Genomic DNA, 19,118 nt, shown 5'->3' on the forward strand with positions numbered 1-19,118 from the left:
CACATGGGTATATCACCTTGGCAGTTAATCATTCTGCTCGTTATTGTTGTTTTACTGTTTGGCACCAAGCGTTTACGTAATATGGGATCAGACTTGGGTAATGCTGTGAAAGGCTTCAAAAAGTCAATGAATGATGAAGCTGACAACAAAGACGATAAAGAAAAAAAGAAAGAGTCGCTGCAAGACAAAGAGCAACATGACGACTCGGACACCTCTGGAAAGCCTTAAATGTTCGATATTGGCTTTTGGGAGTTATTGCTGATAGCAATTGTCGGGCTGCTGGTACTTGGACCCGAGCGGCTCCCTTCTGCCATTCGTGGCTTCCAACGTATGCTTAGCGGTGTGCGCCAATACACGCAAAAAGTCCAAAGTGAACTCGATCATGAACTTCGTATTAAAGAGTTGCACGAGCACTTAAAACAGGCAGAAAGTCAGGACCTCGAAAACCTTAGCCCTGAATTGCAGCGTTCGCTGGTTGAACTAAGAAATGCCGCCGCAGACGTTCAACGTCCCTATTCGAAAAGGCCGGATGACTCAAATTCACCGAATACGGCAGATAAGAGCAGGGACAGTGAATGAGTGACTCACCGTTACTGAACCACTTGCTGGAATTGCGTAATCGACTGTTGCGATCGGTGCTCGTGGTGTTGGTGGTGTTTGCGGCATTGGCTTATTTTGCTAATGCTCTTTATAACTTGCTTGCGCAGCCGCTGCTAGTGGCCCTACCCGACGATGCTCAGATGATAGCAACCGATGTGGCCGCTCCCTTTTTTACGCCCTTCAAGCTGACATTCGTCATCGCACTGGCGCTTGCCATACCCTATTTGTTATGGCAACTCTGGGCCTTTATTGCCCCCGGTCTGTACCGAAAAGAAAAGCGTTTAGTGGTACCGCTACTGGTGAGCAGTACGTTGTTGTTTTATGCAGGTATTGCGTTTGCGTATTTTGTGGTGTTGCCTATTGCCATGGCCTTTTTTACCGGTGCGGCTCCCGAAGGCGTTACGGTTGCGACGGATATAAGCCGTTACCTCGATTTCGTCCTGGCCATATTTATGGCCTTTGGTATTGCGTTTGAAACGCCTGTTGCCATTATGCTGCTGATATGGAGCGGTGTCAGTACTCGCGAATCGTTGGCACGTAAACGTCCCTATATTATTGTGGGGGCGTTTACTGTCGGTATGCTGTTAACGCCGCCGGACGTTATTTCGCAAACTTTACTGGCTATTCCCATGTGGCTGCTGTTTGAGCTGGGTTTGCAAATAAGTCGCTGGTACACACCCGCAAAGTCGAATGACAAAGAACAGGCTGATGAGGCTTAACGATGTGGTTTGATGCTGGAGTGAATTTAACCAACAAACGGTTATTGAAGGCGTTGCCTGAAGTGATGGAGGCTGCGGAAAAAGCTGGAGTGACAAGGCAGCTGATTATAGCGACCTCGCTCGAAGAAACGCGAGAAGCGATAAAGCTTTGTGAGCAATATCCACAGCAGTTAGTAATGACTGCTGGTATCCACCCCCATGACGCTGGAGAAGCCCCCAAAAGTTTTGCTGATGAGTTGAGAGCACTTGCTGAGCACAAAGCTGTTGTTGCTATTGGCGAGTGCGGGCTGGACTTTAACCGAAATTATTCGCCTCAAGACACTCAAGAACAAGTATTCGTTGCGCAAATAAAGTTAGCGAATGAGCTCAACTTGCCGTTGTACCTCCACGAGCGAGACGCTACTGATAAACAAATTGAATTGTTGAACCGCTACTGCGATGATGAGACAACTTGTTTAACGCATTGCTTTACTGGCGGGCCAGCAGAATTAGAGCGGTATTTGGAGAGAGGTCACTGGTTTGGCGTAACAGGGTGGATTTGTGATGAACGTCGTAACAGCGAATTACTGACCGCTTTGCCGAGTATTCCGCTTGAGCGTTTAGTACTGGAAACCGATGCACCGTTTTTACTGCCCCGAGGCATTAAGCCGCGGCCTAAAATGAATGAGCCAAAGTATTTACCGGTTATTGGGACTGCAGTAGCAGAGGCGCTGGATATATCGGCGGAAGCACTGGCGGAACAAACCACTGACAACGCCAAGCGATTATTTAACCTAGGGTAACTTGTATTGCGCTTAACACGACGGCTGACAAAACATTTTATGCTGATGATACTTGTCATCGGTATGGTCGTTGCGTTTTCAGCGAACGCACAGTTACTGAGCAAGACAGGGTCGTCTTTAGGCATTGAATACACAAACAGTGAGAAAAAGCTGTCACTGGAAGAGGTAAAACGGCTTAATGACGAGCAATGGTCTGCCTTAGAATCAGACAGAGCCTCCTTTGGTTACACAACTGACGAATATTGGTTTCGATTTCAGTTACAAGGTTCAAATACCGACAGAGTGCTGCACATTGCTTATCCGCTGCTCGATGAGTTGAGTATTTACATACAAACGGATGCGGGTATAAAAACGTATGAGCTCGGCGATACGAAGCCGTTTCATGAGCGTCCAATTCCCACGTCTGAATTTGCGGTACCACTGCCTGGAGGCACCAATGGCATGGTATACATTAGCGCGACCAGCCAAAGCTCTATGCGGTTGCCAATAGCGGTGCGATCGAACATCGGCTTCTTTGAAACTCAAATGAATCGGCGTATTGCTGAAGGTATCTATTTCGGAGTTCTGTTGTGTATGGCGGTGTATAACCTGTTCGGCTTTGTCGCGTCGCGAGAGCCGGAGTTTGGTCTGTACTCGTTATATACCGTGTTTTTCGCCGGTCTGATGCTCTCTTTGGAAGGTCTGGGTTTTCACTACCTCTGGCCCGAGTCCATTTATCTTCAGGATAAAGGCATCCCCATATTCGGTAGCCTGACATTTTTAACTGCCGCTCTATTTGCCTATCAGCTATTAGAGCTGAAGCGATATCGAAATACACTGGGACGTGGGTTGATGGTTATGGCATTTTTGTCCGCCGCCAGTTTAGTGGTGGGGATATTTGCCAGTTATCGAATCAGCATTCATATGCTACTGATCCTGGCCGCCCCGGGGTGCTTTTTCTTGTTGTTGGTGGGTGCTTACTTATGGCGTAAAGGTTTCCTGTACGCTCGGATTTTTACATTGGCGTGGTGCAGCTTATTGCTGTCTGTGGTTGCAAACTCGCTCGGTTATTTGGGTGTCATAGACAGCATGTTCATTCAACGCCATGCCATCATGCTCGGTTCAGGGATAGAAATACTGCTACTTTCTTGGGTATTGGCAGTGCGCTACAACGAGCAGCGCAAAGAACGCCTGGCGGCGCAGCAAAAGTACAATCAAGAGCTTGAAGAAAATGTTGAAGAACGCACTTTTGAGCTGCAAATTGCGTTGCGTGAATTGCAGGACGTGAATAGTGAGCTCGAGCAAAAGAATATGGAAGATCCGCTCACGGGGCTTTATAACCGTCGCTATTTCCAGCAACACCTTGAACGCGAGTTACGCAGAACGTTGCGCAGAGAGTTACCATTGGCGTTACTGATGATTGACGTCGACCGTTTCAAACCCATTAACGATACCCACGGACACATGGTGGGTGACCAAATTTTAAAACAGTTAGCTAACTTAATGAGGCAGCACGCTAAGCGAGCCGCTGATGTCGTTTGTCGATATGGTGGCGAAGAGTTTGCTATTATTCTGCCTGAAACGGACCTTGATGATGCGCGGATCTTTGCTGATCAACTGCTAAGTATGGTTAGGGAGCAGCGCTTTGAAACTGATGTCGGAGAACAGCGTATCACCATCAGTGCCGGTGTTATTTCAACTAGCAATCGTATTTTTGATAACGTGGATGAGCTTTTCAAAGCCGCAGATGAGGCCTTGTATACCGCTAAGAATCAAGGTCGTGATCAGGTGGCTGAGCAGTAAAGCAGGAGTAATAAATGACGAATGAAGGGGCATTCCCAAAACGCCGCTTAAGACGGTTAAGACGTTCAGCTTTCAGTCGCAGGCTGGTTTCGGAAAACCAGTTGTCGGTGAACGATTTAATTTACCCTGTATTTGTGCTGGAAGGGCAGAATCAACGGGAAACGGTTGACTCTATGCCCGGCGTCGAACGTCTCAGTATCGATTTGTTGGTGGCTGAATGTAAACGTTTAGTCGAATTAGGCATTCCTATGGTCGCCCTATTTCCGGTAACGCCGGCGTCTGCAAAGTCTGAAATGGCAGAAGCGGCCTATGATGATAATGGTTTGGCGCAGCGAGCCGTAAATGCGATAAAAACCGAGTGCCCGGAATTGGGTGTAATGACCGATGTGGCTCTGGATCCGTTCACGACCCATGGTCAGGACGGCATCATTGACGACAATGGCTATGTTCAAAATGACATTACCACCGAGGTGCTGGTTAAACAGGCGTTGTCTCATGCGAAGGCCGGTGCCGATGTTGTTGCGCCGTCAGACATGATGGACGGCCGTATTGGTGCTATCCGTGATGCATTGGAAGGTGAAGGGTTCCATAATACTCAGATAATGGCTTACTCCGCTAAATACGCCAGTGCATTTTACGGGCCGTTCAGAGACGCAGTGGGCTCTGCGGGCAACTTAAAGGGCGGGGACAAAAAGACGTATCAAATGGACCCGGCAAACTCTGATGAAGCCCTGCATGAAATTGCTCTGGATATTCAGGAAGGTGCCGACATGGTGATGGTGAAGCCGGGCATGCCTTACTTAGATATCGTGCGTCGGGTAAAAGACGAATTCGGTGTGCCGACCTTTGCGTATCAAGTCAGTGGTGAATATGCCATGTTGCAAGCCGCCATTGCTAATGGGTGGTTGGGCGAAGACGTTGTCGAAGAGAGCTTGCTGGCTTTTAAGCGTGCCGGAGCTAATGGGATTTTGACGTACTTTGCTAAAACCATTGCTGAAAAGTGGGCGAAGTCTGAATAGCCGTTAAGCCGTTACTTCATTGGCAAGCTGTGCGAGTAATCCCTCGCGCAGTGCGCCATAGGTTACTTCAAACTCATCGATATTGAGCGCCTCAGTAATTCCCGAAAGAATCGCTAAGCCGCCGGCAAGCACCGCTTTTCTGTCTTCCCTCAAGCCCGGGAAGTCGAGTGCGTTTACGGTTCCTTTTTGCGCGCATCGTCGAATGAGTTCATTAAGCCACTCACGCGTTAGCGTAGGCTGACTTTCCGCGTTTGCTATTTCACTAACCGCTCTGAATGTGCCCGACGCACCCAGTACACGTTGCCAGCTGTGCTGATGGTAGTCGTTGAGAAAAGGCTCAATGAGGGCCGTAGCTTCACGTTTTGCCTGTGCGAAAGCCGGTTCACTCATCACGCCGCCTTTAAAATAACGGTTTTGAAAAACCACACAGCCCATGTCTAAACTTTGCAGGTATTTAGGGGTCAGCCCATGCCCAGCGATAACTTCTGTACTGGCGCCCCCAATATCAATGACCAATACATCGTTGGCGCACTGAGACACACTGCAAACGCCCGAGTAAATTAATTCAGCTTCCTGCTCACCGGTAATCACCTGAATAGGACGGCCTAAAGCATTTTCAAATTGCTCTAATAGTTGGACTTGATTACTGGCTTTGCGTAATGCCGCCGTCGCGACAACGGTCACCGCATCTGGCTGGAATTGTTCGAGCTCTGCGGCAAAACCTGACAAGCATTGACATGCCCGTTTCGCTGCGTCGTCATCAATGCTATTCGCTGAGTTAAGTCCGTCTGCCAGTCTGACTTTCTGTTTGTGCCGTGTAAGCACTCGGGGCTTTGGGAAAAAACCGGTCATTGAAACTTCTGCCATCAACAAATGAAAGCTGTTTGAGCCCATGTCGATGGCAGCCAGTTTTTTCTTTTTCAGCGCCATTGGCGAATTACGACCTCGGTGGTCCTGAACGACGACCACGAGGCTTGCCTTTATTGCCTCCGGAGTTATGGCGGCGTCGGCGTTGCGGTGGACGGGGGCGTCTCAGGTCACTCAACATAGCGTCTGCATCGTACTTAGTAACCGGAATGCTGTGGCCAATATACTCTTCAATAGCCGGAAGGTTATAAACATACTCTTCACACGCCAGGCTAATAGCTGCGCCGCTTGCGCCAGCACGGCCTGTGCGTCCTATGCGGTGTACGTAATCTTCACAGTCGTCCGGTAAATCGAAGTTATAGACATGCGTCACTTCCGGAATATGCAGTCCGCGTGCAGCGACATCGGTTGCGACCAAAAAGTCGATGCGGGCTTCTGAGAAGTCATCGAGAATTTTGAGTCGTTTCTTTTGGGGGACGTCACCTGTGAGTAGACCTGCTCGGTGGCCGTTTGCCACTAACCAACCGTGAACTTTCTCACAGCCATGCTTGGTGTTAGCGAAAACAATCGCCTTTTCTGGCCAATCTTCCTCAATAAGCGTTAACAGAAGCGGGAATTTATCCGGCTTCGATGGGTAAAATAATTCTTCGGTAACCCGCACTGCGGTTTTCTGTGCCGGCTCAACTTCCAGTTTCGTTGGCGCGTTCATGTGCTCGTAGGCAAGCTCCTGCACACGATAGGACAACGTCGCTGAGAATAACAGGTTCAGGCGCTTCGCCGGCTCTGGCATTTTTCTAAGCAAGTAACGAATGTCATCGATGAAGCCTAAGTCAAACATGCGATCGGCTTCGTCCAGCACCACCACCTCAATGTCATTCAATGAGAATAAGCCTTGCTTATAAAAGTCGATAAGGCGACCGGTCGTGCCAACGAGAATATCCGGGCTATTGCTCAGTTGTTCCTTTTGAGCGTCGTAACCTTCGCCACCGTATATGACACCCATGTTTAAACCGCAGCTTTCAAGCAATGGTTCTGCATCGTGGGCAATCTGAATGGCCAGTTCTCGCGTAGGAGCCATAATGAGTGCACGAGGGCCTGAATCGGTTTTTTCGGACGACGCGTTCTGCATTAAGCGGTTGAAAGTCGCCAGAAGAAATGACAAGGTTTTCCCTGTTCCGGTTTGAGCCTGACCAGCAACGTCGCGCTCAGATAACGCAACAGGCAGACTTAACGCCTGGATTGGAGTACAATATTCGAATCCGGCATTGGATAGCGCTTGCTGTAATTTGGGATGAAGCGCCAAATCAGCGAAACGAGTTTCTGAAAGATGTGTTTTATTCATAAGTTATAAGCATATCAGTTTGCGCTTGTATTCAAAAACAGAAATAATACTATTCTATATTTCCACGCGAAAGAATTTAGCGGAGAGTACCATGAGTGACGCAATTGTTCAGCTAAGCGATGACAGTTTTGACGAAGATGTCATCAAATCCGATAAACCTGTACTGGTCGACTTCTGGGCCGAGTGGTGTGGGCCGTGTAAAATGGTCGCGCCAATTCTGGACGACATTGCCGAAGAGTACAAAGGTAAGTTGGTTATTGGGAAGCTGAACGTGGATCATAACGAGCAAACCCCACCGAAATTTAATATTCGCGGCATTCCTACATTGCTGCTGTTTAAAGACGGCGATGTCATTGCAACGAAAGTGGGTGCACTGTCTCGTGCACAGCTGGTCGAATTTTTAGAACAGCACATTTAATCGGTATCAAAAAGCGGCGCATTATGCGCCGTTTTTGTTAGCAAAACTGGACGAATTCTAATTTTGGTGATACCTTCTGTTTATTAACTATTCAAGCAGGCTTGCCAACTCCACCGGCGCGCCTTGTTAAGTAAGAGAAACTTCTGTTTCTGACTTCGCAACTCGCGAAATCCGAACGTTCCATTTGTTTTAATATTCTAGAGTCAATAAAAAAGGCTTTGTGTTCAATCGATAACTCGAAAACCCTCCTATGAATCTAACTGAACTTAAAGATAAACCCGTAAACGAGCTCGTTGAGCTCGCGGACTCAATGGGCCTTGAAAATATGGCCCGTCTGCGTAAGCAAGACATCATTTTTGCTATTTTAAAAGCCCACGCGAAAAGCGGTGAAGACATATACGGCGGCGGTGTGTTGGAAATATTGCAGGACGGCTTCGGCTTCTTGCGATCGGCCGATTCGTCATATTTGGCCGGTCCCGATGACATTTATGTATCGCCTAGCCAAATTCGTCGCTTTAACTTGCGCACAGGTGATACGATTGGCGGTAAAATTCGACCGCCGAAAGACAGCGAACGTTATTTTGCCCTCCTGAAAATTCGCGAAGTCAACTTCGACAAACCTGAAAACTCCCGTAATAAAATTCTCTTTGAAAACCTGACACCATTGCATGCAGATGAACGTTTTCGTTTAGAGCGTGGTAACGGCAGTACGGAAGATATTACGGCGCGTGTTCTTGATTTGTCGGCCCCGATTGGTAAAGGTCAGCGTGGTCTTATTGTGGCGCCACCGAAAGCGGGTAAGACGCTATTACTGCAAAACGTTGCAACATCTATTGCGGCGAACCATCCGGAAGCAGAGCTTATTGTGCTGCTTATCGATGAACGTCCGGAAGAAGTAACGGAAATGCACCGTTTGGTGCAGGGTGAAGTGGTTGCTTCAACCTTCGATGAGCCAGCCAGCCGCCACGTACAGGTCGCTGAAATGGTTATCGAAAAAGCGAAGCGTTTGGTTGAGCACAAAAAAGATGTTGTCATCTTATTGGACTCGATTACTCGTTTGGCGCGCGCTTATAACACCGTTATTCCAAGCTCAGGTAAAGTCCTGACGGGTGGTGTGGACGCTAACGCGCTACACAAGCCAAAACGTTTCTTTGGTGCTGCCCGTAACGTTGAAGAAGGTGGCAGCTTAACCATTATTGCAACTGCGCTTATCGATACCGGCTCGAAGATGGATGAAGTTATCTACGAAGAGTTTAAAGGTACCGGTAACATGGAACTGCATTTGAACCGCAAGTTGGCAGAGAAGCGTGTTTTCCCTGCAATCGACTTTAACCGTTCAGGTACACGTCGTGAAGAATTGCTGACGTCTCAGGACGAGCTTCAGAAAATGTGGATCCTGCGGAAAATTATGAACCCAATGGGCGAAGTTGAAGCCATGGAGTTTTTGATTGACCGTTTGCAAATGACTAAGACCAACGACGAATTCTTCGAATCGATGAAGCGTCAACGCAACAGCTAAGCGGCGTATGAAATATCAAGATCTGCGAGATTTCATCGCGCTCCTCGAGGAGCGCGGTGAACTTAAACGCATCCAGCAAGAAATAGACCCCTACCTTGAAATGACCGAAATATCTGACCGTACGTTAAAAGCAGAAGGCCCGGCCTTATTGTTTGAGAACGTGAAAGGTCATGACATGCCGGTGTTGGCGAACCTTTTTGGTACGCCAGAGCGGGTGGCTTTGGGTATGGGGCAAGAGTCGGTTACGGCCCTGCGCGACGTGGGCAAACTGCTTGCGTTTTTAAAGGAGCCTGAGCCGCCGAAAGGTTTTCGTGATGCGCTGAATTTGCTGCCTACCTACAAGAAAGTGCTGAGTATGTCGCCGAAAAAGCTGAAAAAGGCACCGTGTCAGCAGGTCGTCATGAGTGGTGACGAGGTCGACTTAACTAAGTTACCTATTCAGCATTGTTGGCCGGGTGATGTTGCGCCTTTAGTCACCTGGGGGCTTACGGTGACTCGGGGACCACATAAAGAACGCCAGAATTTAGGTATTTATCGCCAGCAACTTTTGGGGCCGAATAAGCTTATTATGCGTTGGCTGTCGCATCGCGGTGGTGCGTTGGACTTTCAGGAATGGTGTCAGCAGCATCCCGGTGAAAAGTTTCCGGTGTCTGTCGCATTAGGCGCTGACCCCGCTACAATTTTAGGTGCGGTGACGCCCGTACCAGATAGCCTTTCTGAATATGCCTTTGCTGGTTTACTGCGTGACAGCAAGACCGAAGTAACCCAATGTATTAGCAACGACTTACAAGTACCGGCGCACGCAGAAATTATTCTGGAAGGCTATATTGAGCCGGGTGAAACAGCGCCCGAAGGGCCGTACGGTGATCATACCGGCTACTATAACGAAGTGGATGAGTTTCCGGTGTTTACCGTGACTCATGTGACTCATCGTAAGGACCCAATTTACCACAGTACTTATACAGGTCGTCCGCCAGATGAACCGGCGGTGCTGGGTGTGGCTTTGAACGAAGTCTTTATTCCGTTATTGCAAAAGCAGTTTCCGGAAATTGTCGATTTTTATTTGCCGCCGGAAGGCTGTTCGTATCGTTTGGCCGTAGTTACCATGAAGAAGCAATATTCCGGACACGCCAAGCGGGTGATGATGGGCGTCTGGTCTTTCTTGCGTCAGTTTATGTATACGAAGTTTGTCATTGTATGCGATGACGATGTGAATGCACGTGACTGGAAAGATGTGATTTGGGCAATGACGACCCGAATGGATCCGGCGCGCGACACCACATTGGTTGAGAATACGCCAATTGATTACCTCGACTTCGCCTCTCCGGTGTCGGGTCTTGGCTCAAAAATGGGCATGGATGCAACCAATAAGTGGCCGGGCGAAACCGACCGTGAGTGGGGCGAGCCTATTGTCATGAGTGAAGACGTTAAGCAGCGTGTCGACCAGCTGTGGGACGAACTGAACATTATGGAGTCGTGAATGAGTCAACAAATGACCTGTAAAGCCGAAATTTCGCGCCAATTAGCGGACGCTGTATGGGAAGTGCGTTTGCAATTGCCGCAGCCGGTTGAGTTTAAAGCAGGCCAATACATGATGGCGGTTATGGGCGAGAGGGATAAGCGACCTTTTAGTATCGCGTCATGCCCATCGAAGGAAAGTGAGTGGTTACTCCATGTAGGAGCGACGCCAGACAACACCTATGCGATGGAAGTGCTGGATAAAATACGCGCAGACGGTGAGCTGGAAGTCGACGGCCCCGACGGCATTGCGTTTTATCGACAAAACAGCGATAAGCCTGCTGTAATCATTGCGGGCGGTACGGGCTTTTCTTATGCTTATTCCATTCTACAACAGCATTTACGAGCAACGCCGGAGCGCCCATTAACGTTATATTGGGGCGCAAAGAGCCTGGCCGATTTGTACCTGCACGACGAGCTCGAGCATTTAGCAAAACAATACGAGTACTTTGACTATCACCCGGTGGTTGAAGACGCCGCTGGTGACTGGCCGTATTCCATTGGTTTAGTCCATCAGGCGGTAATGGCGCGTCAACAGGACTTGCAAGACTGTGAAGTTTACATGGCAGGCCGTTTTGAAATGGTGCGCGTTATTAGAGATGATTTTGTCGCTCAAGGCGTACCGTTAGAAAACCTTTACGGTGACGCTCTGTCGTTTATTTAAAGACAATTTGTTAATGCAATAAGCTGCGTTATACTGACGCCGCTTTACCAAGGGGTGCCGGCAACGGCTGAGATGCGAAAGCGAACCCTTAAAACCTGATCCGGTTAATACTGGCGTAGGGATGGTAGAAAACCCGTCTAATACAGCCTTACCGGATCGTTTCTGACTTTGTTTTGAGGAAATGATCCATGCAAAAATTCACATCTTACTTAGCAGCCAGTATTGGCTTAGCATTATTACAAACGCCGGTTCTGGCTTATGGTCAGGATAACGCCAGCGATTTCGAAATCATTGAAGTCAGCGGCGACTTTCACAAACGCACGCTGAATGAAACCACCAGCAGTGTGTCAATTATGGACCAAAATGCGATGCAGCAGCGTAACGCGCAGCATTTGCAGGATACGCTCAACAGCTTTGCCAACGTCAATTTCTCCGGTGGTACATCGACCGCACGCTTTATTCAGATTCGTGGCATGGGCGAGCGTTCTCAATTTGTTGATCCGATTAGCCCGTCAGTCGGCCTTATTATAGATGGTATTGATTACAGCGGCTTAGGTACGGCCGCCTCGCTTTTCGATATCAACCAGATTGAAGTCTTCCGAGGACCGCAAAGCGGACGTTTTGGAGTCAACGCGATGGCCGGCTTAGTGTTGTTGGACAGCGTGCAACCAACGGAAGAGTTCAGTGGCCAGTTTGAGTTGTCAGCCGGTAATTATGACGAACGCATGGGCGGCTTAGCATTAGGCGGGCAACTGGGCGTACTGGGCAAGGCCCGCTTTTCTGTCAGTCAGTTTAAGCAAGACGGCTACATTGAGAATACCTATTTAGATCGAGACGACACGAACAATCGGAATGAACTTGGCGCACGGCTTTTGTTGAACACCGAATTTACCAAGAACTGGACGTTAGACACCGTCCTGCACTACAACGATGTTGATAACGGTTACGATGCCTTTAGCCTTGATAACAACCGAACAACGTTGTCAGATGAGCCGGGGTACGATCGCCTGAAAAGTGAAGCGGTAAAAACGACTCTGAATTATCTAGGCTGGGATAACAGCCGGCTTGAGTTGTCAGCCAGTGTTTTAAACGCGGATACTGCTTACGCCTTTGACGAAGACTGGACGTATGTTGGAATTGCTCCTGGTTGGGAGTACTCGTCATTTGATGCCTACCTTCGAGACAGAAAAGACAAAACAGCCGAGGTTCGTTGGTTATCGATCGACCCTGAAGCGTTATTTGGGGTGGAAACTGAGTGGGTAGCGGGAGCCTATTACTACGAAAAAGACGTAGCGCTCACACGTGATTATTTTAATTGGGACTTAGGCCAGCCGGATATTTTCCAAAGTGATTATCGCAGTCAACATGCCGCGGTCTATGGCGAATTGACGCAGCACTGGAGTGAGAAGTTCTCCACTATTAGCGGCTTGCGTATTGAACAGTATGACAATGACTACGCCGACAGCCGTAATATAGAAGCGCAGCCGGAAGATACCATGGTCGGCGGTAGCTTTAGTGCCCGGTATCAGGCCGCACCAAACAGTTATTGGTATGCCACCGTATCGCGTGGTTATAAGTCGGGCGGTGTTAATGGCGAAGCGCTTGGTAAAGCGGACGACCAAGGCCTGGACGAACTCAAAGACTATCTGCTTGAGCGCGCGACCTTTGAGCCTGAAATTCTATGGAGTGCTGAGTTCGGTGTTAAAGGGAGCAGCCCAAGCGGGGACTTAACCTCTCGAGTGAGCACTTTTTATCATTGGCGTGACGATGTTCAGCTGAAAAGCTGGGTGAATCGAAACCAATCGTTTGTCGGTTATATTGAAAATGCCGCAGAAGGGAAGGGCTATGGTCTGGAAGCCGAAATTCGCAATAAATTGACCGACTGGCTTACAGCATTTGCTTCTGCCAGCTGGCTGGAAACCGAAATAGAAGGCTTTGTGACAGAGGATGGTATGGATATGACCGGTCGTGAGCAAGCTCATGCGCCTCAGTATCAATTCAATGTTGGCCTCGAAGGTTGGTATGGCGAGAATGTTCAATGGGTGCTGCAGGCTGACGGCAAAGACGAGTTTTATTTCTCGAACTCTCATAATCAGAAATCTGAGTCCATGACATTGGTGCACTTTGCTGTGAACTACTACGTTGATGACTGGCGCGTGAGCTTGTGGGGACGGAACTTAACGGATGAAGATTACGAAGTGCGTGGTTTCTACTTTGCGAATGATCCCAGAACTCAGTACGAGAATGACGAAACCTACGTGCAGTACGGTGAGCCGCGTCGTTTCGGTATAACTGTTAGCAAGTCGTTGTAAGGAAAAGCTGTGATAGAAACCCTGTTAGAACAGTTAATGATGAGCTCTTTGTGGGAGTTAGCCGCACTATTATTTGCGCTGGGGTACCTGGTGCTTGCCGCGCATCAGAAGCAATGGTGTTGGCTGTCGGCGACCATAAGCTGCAGTATTTACGCGGTGTTGTTCTGGCAGGGTAAGTTGTATATGGAGTCGGTACTGCAGGCTATTTATGTGGCCATGGCTGGTTACGGCTGGTGGCAGTGGCGTTTCCAGAAATCCGCAGCGCAAGAAAGCCCCGGTGGTGCTAAGTACCAGTTGAAGTGGCACTTTTTACAGTGGATATGGCTGGTCGCCTTAGCGGCGGTTATTGCTTATACCCTCTCGGTTTATACCGATGCGGATGCTGTCTGGCTTGATACTTATACCACTGTATTTAGTTTGCTGGCAACTTGGCTTGTTACTAAGAAAGCGTATGAAACCTGGTGGTACTGGCTGGTTATTGACAGTGTTTATGTGTATTTGTATGCCAGTAAAGGCTTTGTCGCAACAGCGTTGTTGTTTGTCGTCTACTTGGGATTAGTGCTTTATGCCATGTGGCGTTGGCATCAGGATAATCCACAACCAGAGCCGGTAAAGAGTGCCGGATGATACCTGCACCTAAAACAGTCACTCGGCTAACCAGTGGCCAGTCAAACCAAGCGCTGCGGCTTAAATCCGATGACTCTGATCTCGTACTAAAGCGGTGGCAAAATGATAGCTTGTTTCAGGTTGATCGGAGCCTGGAGGTTGCTGTACAGAAAACGCTTGCCGAAAGCGGAGCTGCCCCTGACGTGTTGGACTGGAATGAAGCAGAAGGCTGGTTACTGCAGCCTTACTTAGAAGCGCCTTCATTAAATCAGGTAACGTTATCGCCCGCTATTAAAGCAACGGTATTGGCTGAGGTTCTCGCGAAAATTCACTCCTTTAAGCCAAGCATTCCTCACTGGAGATTGAACGACAAAGTAGAGCATTACCTGCAGCAGCTTTCCAACTATCAACCTTCCTTGGCTAACTCTTTTCGGGAAGAGAAAAGTCAGCACCAGCAGGCGATTGATCAATGGCTGGAGTACCCGGTGCTTTGTCACAATGACCTGTCGATGAATCATATTCTTATGACGGCTCCCATTAAAGTGATTGACTGGGAGTATGCGGGAGTCGGGCACCCACTGTTTGATATTGCGAATACCATCGTCATGAACAAGCTTGACGACGCTATGGCGGAACGGCTGCTGACAGACTACGCACGATTAACGCGTTATGACGTCGAGCTTGCTGATATGGCCGAATGGCTTGATTTGGTGGATTGGCTGAATAACTTATGGCAGCATTTACTTTCCTATTCTAAATAAAGTTGAAAGTAGCATGACCGACAAACAGTTGACTGAAAAGGTTTACGGCTATTTAGCGGAAGATGAAGACGCGCGGGTGTGTAAGGACATCCCGGAATCGGCATGTCACCATCAGCCAAAATCGTTTGTGTTAATGCTGCTGTCTTTGACGTTAACTAAGTTGGGCGATAGCTTAGTCAGTGCCCGCTTAGTCTTACCCTGGATGCTAAGCTCGTTAGGCGCTCCTGCAATATTTATCAGTGCGCTAGTGCCTCTGCGAGAGTCGCTGGCGTTATTGCCTCAGCTGTTTGTAGCGCAACAATTACGCCAACAACCCGTTAGAAAATGGTTTTGGGTTGCAGGCAGCGTGGGGCAGGCTCTCTCTTTACTTTTAATGCTGTTAGCAGTGGCCACGCTGAATAACAATGCACTGGGTTGGAGTGTTGTCTCGCTACTTGCACTGTTTAGCCTGTCCCGGGGGATTTGTTCTGTTGCCAATAAGGACGTTACCGGTAAAACGGTGTCTAAAACACGCCGAGGCCGACTATCGGGTGTCGCAGCCTCTTCTGCTGGTTTACTGACGTTGTTGACCGCTTTGGTTATTGTTTTTTCGCCGGAAGTAGATGGTCAGCGTTGGTTATTTTTAGCCTTGCTGGGAGCGGGTGTTGTTTTATGGCTTTTAGCGGCTGCCTTGTACGCCGGTATTCCAGAGGTCGCTGGCGCTACTGAAGGTGGTGGTAACGCAGTCTCTGAAGCCGTTAAGTCAATTTCTCTGCTTTGGCGGAACGGTCAGTTTGGGCATTTCGTTTTGACTCGCGCTTTGCTCGTCGCGGCTGCTTTTGCCATTCCTTATATTGTTGTGCTTATTCAGCGCCAGGGCGATACCGAATTAACCAGTCTGGGTAGCCTTATGCTGGCCAGTGGCCTTGCTGGCTTGCTGGCTGGGCGCTTTTGGGGACGTTGGTCTGATTCAGCCAGCCATCATGTTATGGCAGCAGCATCGGTCATGTCGACGTTCGTCATGGCGGCAGCACTGGCTATATTCTATTGGGCACCAAATTGGCTCGGTCTTGAGTGGATTGCTGCTTTATTGTTGTTTGCGTCCGCAGTCGCCCACCATGGTGCGCGGGTTGGTCGTAAAACGTATTTGGTCGATATGGCAAATCAGGATAATAGAGCACAACTGACCGCTGTTTCAAATACCGTTATGGGAGTTGTTTTATTAGCGGGGTTGTTACTTGGCTGGGTTGACTCAGCGTATGGAGCTCATGCTGTTTTATGGGTTCTTATCGCGGTAGGTATACTTGCAACGTTAAGCGCATTGAAACTACCCGACGTGTCGGGAGACACGTCAGCATAGCTTACAAAAACTTCTGCAGATTTTACTTTCCTCGAATGGTGGCGTAGAGACCAATAATTACTGCGGCAACGCCACCAATTAGGTACCAGATGGTGTTGTCTGTTGGTTCATTGGTTGCCATTTCCGATACTTCCGACGCAATGGATTGTGACGCTTCATAAGAGAAGTACAGCAAGATAGCGCCAACGATAATTAAAACAATACCAACTATGCGAGTCATAACGGTTTCCTTTTGTTGTGTTAACAGTTTCTCAATATATCGCACTGTTATTTAAGCGCAAGCCCTCATTTTTTTGTTGATTTATATCATACGGCATATTCCTTAACGATTACTGTAAGTGTAATTGTTAATAAGCGCACCGTTTAAAACTAAAATAACAAGATTGGGGAAGAACTATGACTAGAGCGCCTTTCAAGCTAGGTTTTTTATCGCTGTCTCTGGCTGCTGCGTTTGTGGCGCCAGGAACGGCTATGGCTCAAGATGCCGTTAATGCCGAAACCGGCGAGTCGATTGAACGCATTGTGACGTTGGGTTCACGCGTAAACGGTCGAACGGCGACCGAATCGGCCTCGCCTATTGATATTATTTCAGCCGATCAGCTGGTTGATACTGGTGCAACTGAACTGGGTAAAGCGCTGCAAATGAGTGCTCCGTCATTTAACTTCTCATCGACGACTATTTCAGATGGTTCGGATATTATTCGTCCGGCTACTTTGCGTGGTCTGAACCCGGATCAGGTATTGGTGTTGGTGAACGGTAAGCGCCGTCACCAGCAGGCGCTGGTTAACGTACAAGAAACCATCGGTAAAGGCTCTGCCGGGTATGACATTAACGCGATTCCAATTACGGCGGTTGAGCGTGTTGAAATTCTCCGCGATGGTGCAGCAGCACAATATGGCTCAGATGCGATTGCCGGTGTTATTAACATTACGCTGAAAAGCTCAGAAGGCGGTATGATTTCCGCTGAAGTTGGACAAACGTATGAAAAAGACGGTGAAGTGAATACCGTTGGTATTAATTTTGGTAAAGAATTCGATAATGGCTTCTTCAACGGAACGTTAGAGTACCGTGACCGCGGCATGACCAATCGTGCCTCGCCGGCTGAAGCATCACTTATTGGTGAATGGCTCTCGCCAAGTGGTGAACCGGTTGTCCGTTTGCATGTTGGCGACGCTGATTCTGAGAACATGTACGCTTGGTTTAACGCTGGCTACAATTTAGGAAATACGACCGAGCTTTACGCATTTGGGGGTATTTCAAATCGTGATGGTGGCTCTTCTGGTTTCTTCCGTGGACGCGGTCATCCAAGAACAATAGAGGCGATTTATCCTGACGGATTTTTACCAAGGCTGGAAACTGAAGCCGATGACCAATCAATAGCGGTGGGTGTTCGTGGTGATTTGCCTAACGCCTGGTTATGGGACGCGAGTGTGGTTTACGGTAAAAATGAGTTTGGGTTTAACTCCTCTAACTCGGCGAACGTAAGCTGGTACTACGAGCCACATCCCGATGGCGGCATATACGGTGAGACACCAACCGAGGCTTTCGACGGTGAGTTAGTCTTTGAGCAGACCACATTCAACTTTGACGTCAATGGTACCGTCGACGTGGCTAATGAACTTCTTTATCTCGCACTCGGTGTCGAGCTGCGTCAGGACAGCTACCAAATTAACCCGGGCGATCCAGTATCTTGGGCTTATGGCCGAGCGAATGATCCTGACGTGGAAATTTTAACGCCTTACGGAACCGTCGCAGAAGCAGGCATCCAGGGCTTCCCAGGGTTTAGTCCAAGTCAGGCGGTAGACGCTGACCGTGATAGCTACGGTGCCTATGTCGATGCTGAATATTACGTAACTCCGGACTTCTTACTAGCTGGCGCGCTTCGCTATGAAGACTATGATATTGCCGGTGACAATATTTCCGGAAAATTGTCGGCTCGCTACGATATTGACAATGACTTCTCCTTGCGTGGAACCGTAGCAACCGGTTTCCGGGCGCCGGGCGTTCAGCAAATATACTACAGCCAAGTTTTGACTAACGTGGTAAACGGTACGCTGGTTGAGACCGGAACCATAGCCAACGACGACGAGTTAGCACGACAATTCGGCATCAAAGAGCTAGAAGAAGAAACCTCAGAAAGCGTCAGCCTTGGATTAATTAAGCGTTTTGATAACGGTTTTGACCTGACGATGGATGCCTACCAAATCAACATCAATGACCGCATTGTTTTATCGGAGTCCTTAACGGCTTCCGTCGGAGCTGAGTTTGGTGAAATTTTGGAGGATAACAACTTAGGTGCCGCACAATTCTTTACTAACTCAGTGGATACCAAAACCACGGGGCTGGATGTTATTGCCTCTTACCCGACGGCGTTAATGGAAGGTGAACTAAAACTGACCGCTGCAATGAGCTTCATGAACACGGAAGTTGAGCGGGTGAATTCCGTTTCATCATTGATCCCTGGTGATGAAATATTCAGCGAGACGCAAATCCTGCGTTTAGAAGAAGGTCAGCCAAGTGAGAAAGCAACCATCACTGCAGATTGGACTCGAAATGCCTGGAATGTGAATGTGGCGTTTAACTACTTCGGGGCTGTTGAAGGTCAGGCATTTACCGGCGTTAAGAAAGAGTGGGGTGGAAAATGGTTGACGGACGCGTCCGTTGGTTATGACTTCACTGATAATCTGAACGTACGTATTGGTGCAAACAACCTGTTTGATACTTACCCGGATGAGTGGGGCAGTGAAGGCTCACCATTCTCTGATGCGGGCTTCAAATACGGTTGGGAAACGCTCCCGTTTGGTATCAACGGTGGCTACTATTACGCGCGTTTGAACTACACGTTCTAAAAACTTATGTGTATAAAAAC

The 19,118-nt window shown here is 48.6% G+C and carries 18 protein-coding genes and 1 riboswitch; of the genes, 15 read left to right on the top strand and 3 right to left on the bottom strand.

All coding sequences use genetic code 11. The features are described from left to right. Window positions 1-3 precede the first annotated feature (3 nt). From tatA to hemB, 6 genes are read left to right on the top strand one after another with little or no spacing between them, the layout of a single operon-like run. A complete protein-coding gene (gene tatA, locus CWC33_RS06850) occupies window positions 4-228 on the top strand; it encodes a Sec-independent protein translocase subunit TatA (protein WP_100691339.1) in 225 nt (74 codons plus the stop codon). Then, a complete protein-coding gene (tatB, locus tag CWC33_RS06855; RefSeq protein ID WP_100691340.1) occupies window positions 229-579 on the top strand; it encodes a Sec-independent protein translocase protein TatB in 351 nt (116 codons plus the stop codon). Continuing rightward, window positions 576-1,319, top strand: coding sequence for a twin-arginine translocase subunit TatC (tatC, locus tag CWC33_RS06860; RefSeq protein WP_100691341.1), 744 nt, complete (start codon window positions 576-578; stop codon window positions 1,317-1,319). Before tatB ends, tatC begins: the two co-directional genes overlap by 4 nt. Before the next feature lie 2 nt (window positions 1,320-1,321). Continuing rightward, window positions 1,322-2,101 carry a TatD family hydrolase gene (locus tag CWC33_RS06865; RefSeq protein WP_100691342.1) on the top strand — a complete coding sequence of 260 codons (780 nt, stop codon included), beginning with the start codon at window positions 1,322-1,324 and terminating at the stop codon, window positions 2,099-2,101. Between the two features lie 39 nt (window positions 2,102-2,140). Continuing rightward, window positions 2,141-3,883 carry a sensor domain-containing diguanylate cyclase gene (locus tag CWC33_RS06870; protein WP_100691343.1) on the top strand — a complete coding sequence of 581 codons (1,743 nt, stop codon included), beginning with the start codon at window positions 2,141-2,143 and terminating at the stop codon, window positions 3,881-3,883. A 14-nt stretch (window positions 3,884-3,897) separates the two neighbouring features. Next, window positions 3,898-4,902 carry a porphobilinogen synthase gene (gene hemB, locus CWC33_RS06875; RefSeq protein ID WP_100691344.1) on the top strand — a complete coding sequence of 335 codons (1,005 nt, stop codon included), beginning with the start codon at window positions 3,898-3,900 and terminating at the stop codon, window positions 4,900-4,902. Between the two features lie 3 nt (window positions 4,903-4,905). Here hemB and CWC33_RS06880 read toward each other — a convergent pair whose 3' ends face one another. Together CWC33_RS06880 and rhlB are read right to left on the bottom strand one after the other, a co-directional pair. After that, on the bottom strand, window positions 4,906-5,871 hold the full coding sequence (locus tag CWC33_RS06880) for a Ppx/GppA family phosphatase (RefSeq protein WP_232709768.1): 966 nt from the start codon (window positions 5,869-5,871) through the stop codon (window positions 4,906-4,908). After that, window positions 5,840-7,111 carry an ATP-dependent RNA helicase RhlB gene (gene rhlB, locus CWC33_RS06885; RefSeq protein WP_100691346.1) on the bottom strand — a complete coding sequence of 424 codons (1,272 nt, stop codon included), beginning with the start codon at window positions 7,109-7,111 and terminating at the stop codon, window positions 5,840-5,842. The genes CWC33_RS06880 and rhlB overlap by 32 nt, the downstream gene beginning before the upstream one ends. A gap of 91 nt (window positions 7,112-7,202) precedes the next feature. On the opposite strand from rhlB, the gene trxA reads away from it, so the two are divergent. The 8 genes from trxA to CWC33_RS06925 all read left to right on the top strand — a co-directional run bounded on the left by trxA (window position 7,203) and on the right by CWC33_RS06925 (window position 16,248). Further along, window positions 7,203-7,529: a thioredoxin TrxA gene (gene trxA, locus CWC33_RS06890; RefSeq protein WP_088767326.1), complete on the top strand. Its 327-nt coding sequence runs from the start codon at window positions 7,203-7,205 to the stop codon at window positions 7,527-7,529. A 250-nt stretch (window positions 7,530-7,779) separates the two neighbouring features. After that, window positions 7,780-9,048 (top strand): transcription termination factor Rho, encoded by a 1,269-nt coding sequence (gene rho / locus CWC33_RS06895; RefSeq protein ID WP_053953284.1) that lies wholly within the window; start codon window positions 7,780-7,782, stop codon window positions 9,046-9,048. Window positions 9,049-9,055: 7 nt separating this feature from the next. After that, window positions 9,056-10,528, top strand: a complete 1,473-nt coding sequence (gene ubiD / locus CWC33_RS06900) for a 4-hydroxy-3-polyprenylbenzoate decarboxylase (protein ID WP_100691347.1) — start codon at window positions 9,056-9,058, stop codon at window positions 10,526-10,528. Next, on the top strand, window positions 10,529-11,230 hold the full coding sequence (fre, locus tag CWC33_RS06905) for an NAD(P)H-flavin reductase (RefSeq protein WP_100691348.1): 702 nt from the start codon (window positions 10,529-10,531) through the stop codon (window positions 11,228-11,230). It abuts the gene before it with no gap. Window positions 11,231-11,270: 40 nt separating this feature from the next. Then, a riboswitch (TPP riboswitch) is annotated at window positions 11,271-11,369 on the top strand. 49 nt (window positions 11,370-11,418) lie between these two features. Further along, window positions 11,419-13,542 (top strand): TonB-dependent receptor, encoded by a 2,124-nt coding sequence (locus CWC33_RS06910; protein WP_100691349.1) that lies wholly within the window; start codon window positions 11,419-11,421, stop codon window positions 13,540-13,542. A 9-nt stretch (window positions 13,543-13,551) separates the two neighbouring features. Beyond that, on the top strand, window positions 13,552-14,169 hold the full coding sequence (gene pnuC, locus CWC33_RS06915; RefSeq protein ID WP_232709769.1) for a nicotinamide riboside transporter PnuC: 618 nt from the start codon (window positions 13,552-13,554) through the stop codon (window positions 14,167-14,169). Then, window positions 14,166-14,909 carry a phosphotransferase gene (locus CWC33_RS06920; RefSeq protein WP_100691350.1) on the top strand — a complete coding sequence of 248 codons (744 nt, stop codon included), beginning with the start codon at window positions 14,166-14,168 and terminating at the stop codon, window positions 14,907-14,909. Before pnuC ends, CWC33_RS06920 begins: the two co-directional genes overlap by 4 nt. Window positions 14,910-14,922: 13 nt before the next feature. Beyond that, window positions 14,923-16,248, top strand: coding sequence for an MFS transporter (locus tag CWC33_RS06925; RefSeq protein WP_100691351.1), 1,326 nt, complete (start codon window positions 14,923-14,925; stop codon window positions 16,246-16,248). A gap of 22 nt (window positions 16,249-16,270) precedes the next feature. Here CWC33_RS06925 and CWC33_RS06930 read toward each other — a convergent pair whose 3' ends face one another. Then, complete coding sequence (locus CWC33_RS06930) at window positions 16,271-16,468, bottom strand: DUF3185 family protein (protein WP_053953278.1); 198 nt, start codon at window positions 16,466-16,468, stop codon at window positions 16,271-16,273. 176 nt (window positions 16,469-16,644) lie between these two features. Between CWC33_RS06930 and CWC33_RS06935 the strand changes: the two genes are divergently transcribed. Continuing rightward, window positions 16,645-19,098 carry a TonB-dependent receptor plug domain-containing protein gene (locus CWC33_RS06935; RefSeq protein WP_100691352.1) on the top strand — a complete coding sequence of 818 codons (2,454 nt, stop codon included), beginning with the start codon at window positions 16,645-16,647 and terminating at the stop codon, window positions 19,096-19,098. The last annotated feature ends 20 nt before the right edge of the window (window positions 19,099-19,118 follow it).

This window comes from Idiomarina sp. X4, from assembly GCF_002808045.1.
Classification (GTDB): domain Bacteria; phylum Pseudomonadota; class Gammaproteobacteria; order Enterobacterales; family Alteromonadaceae; genus Idiomarina.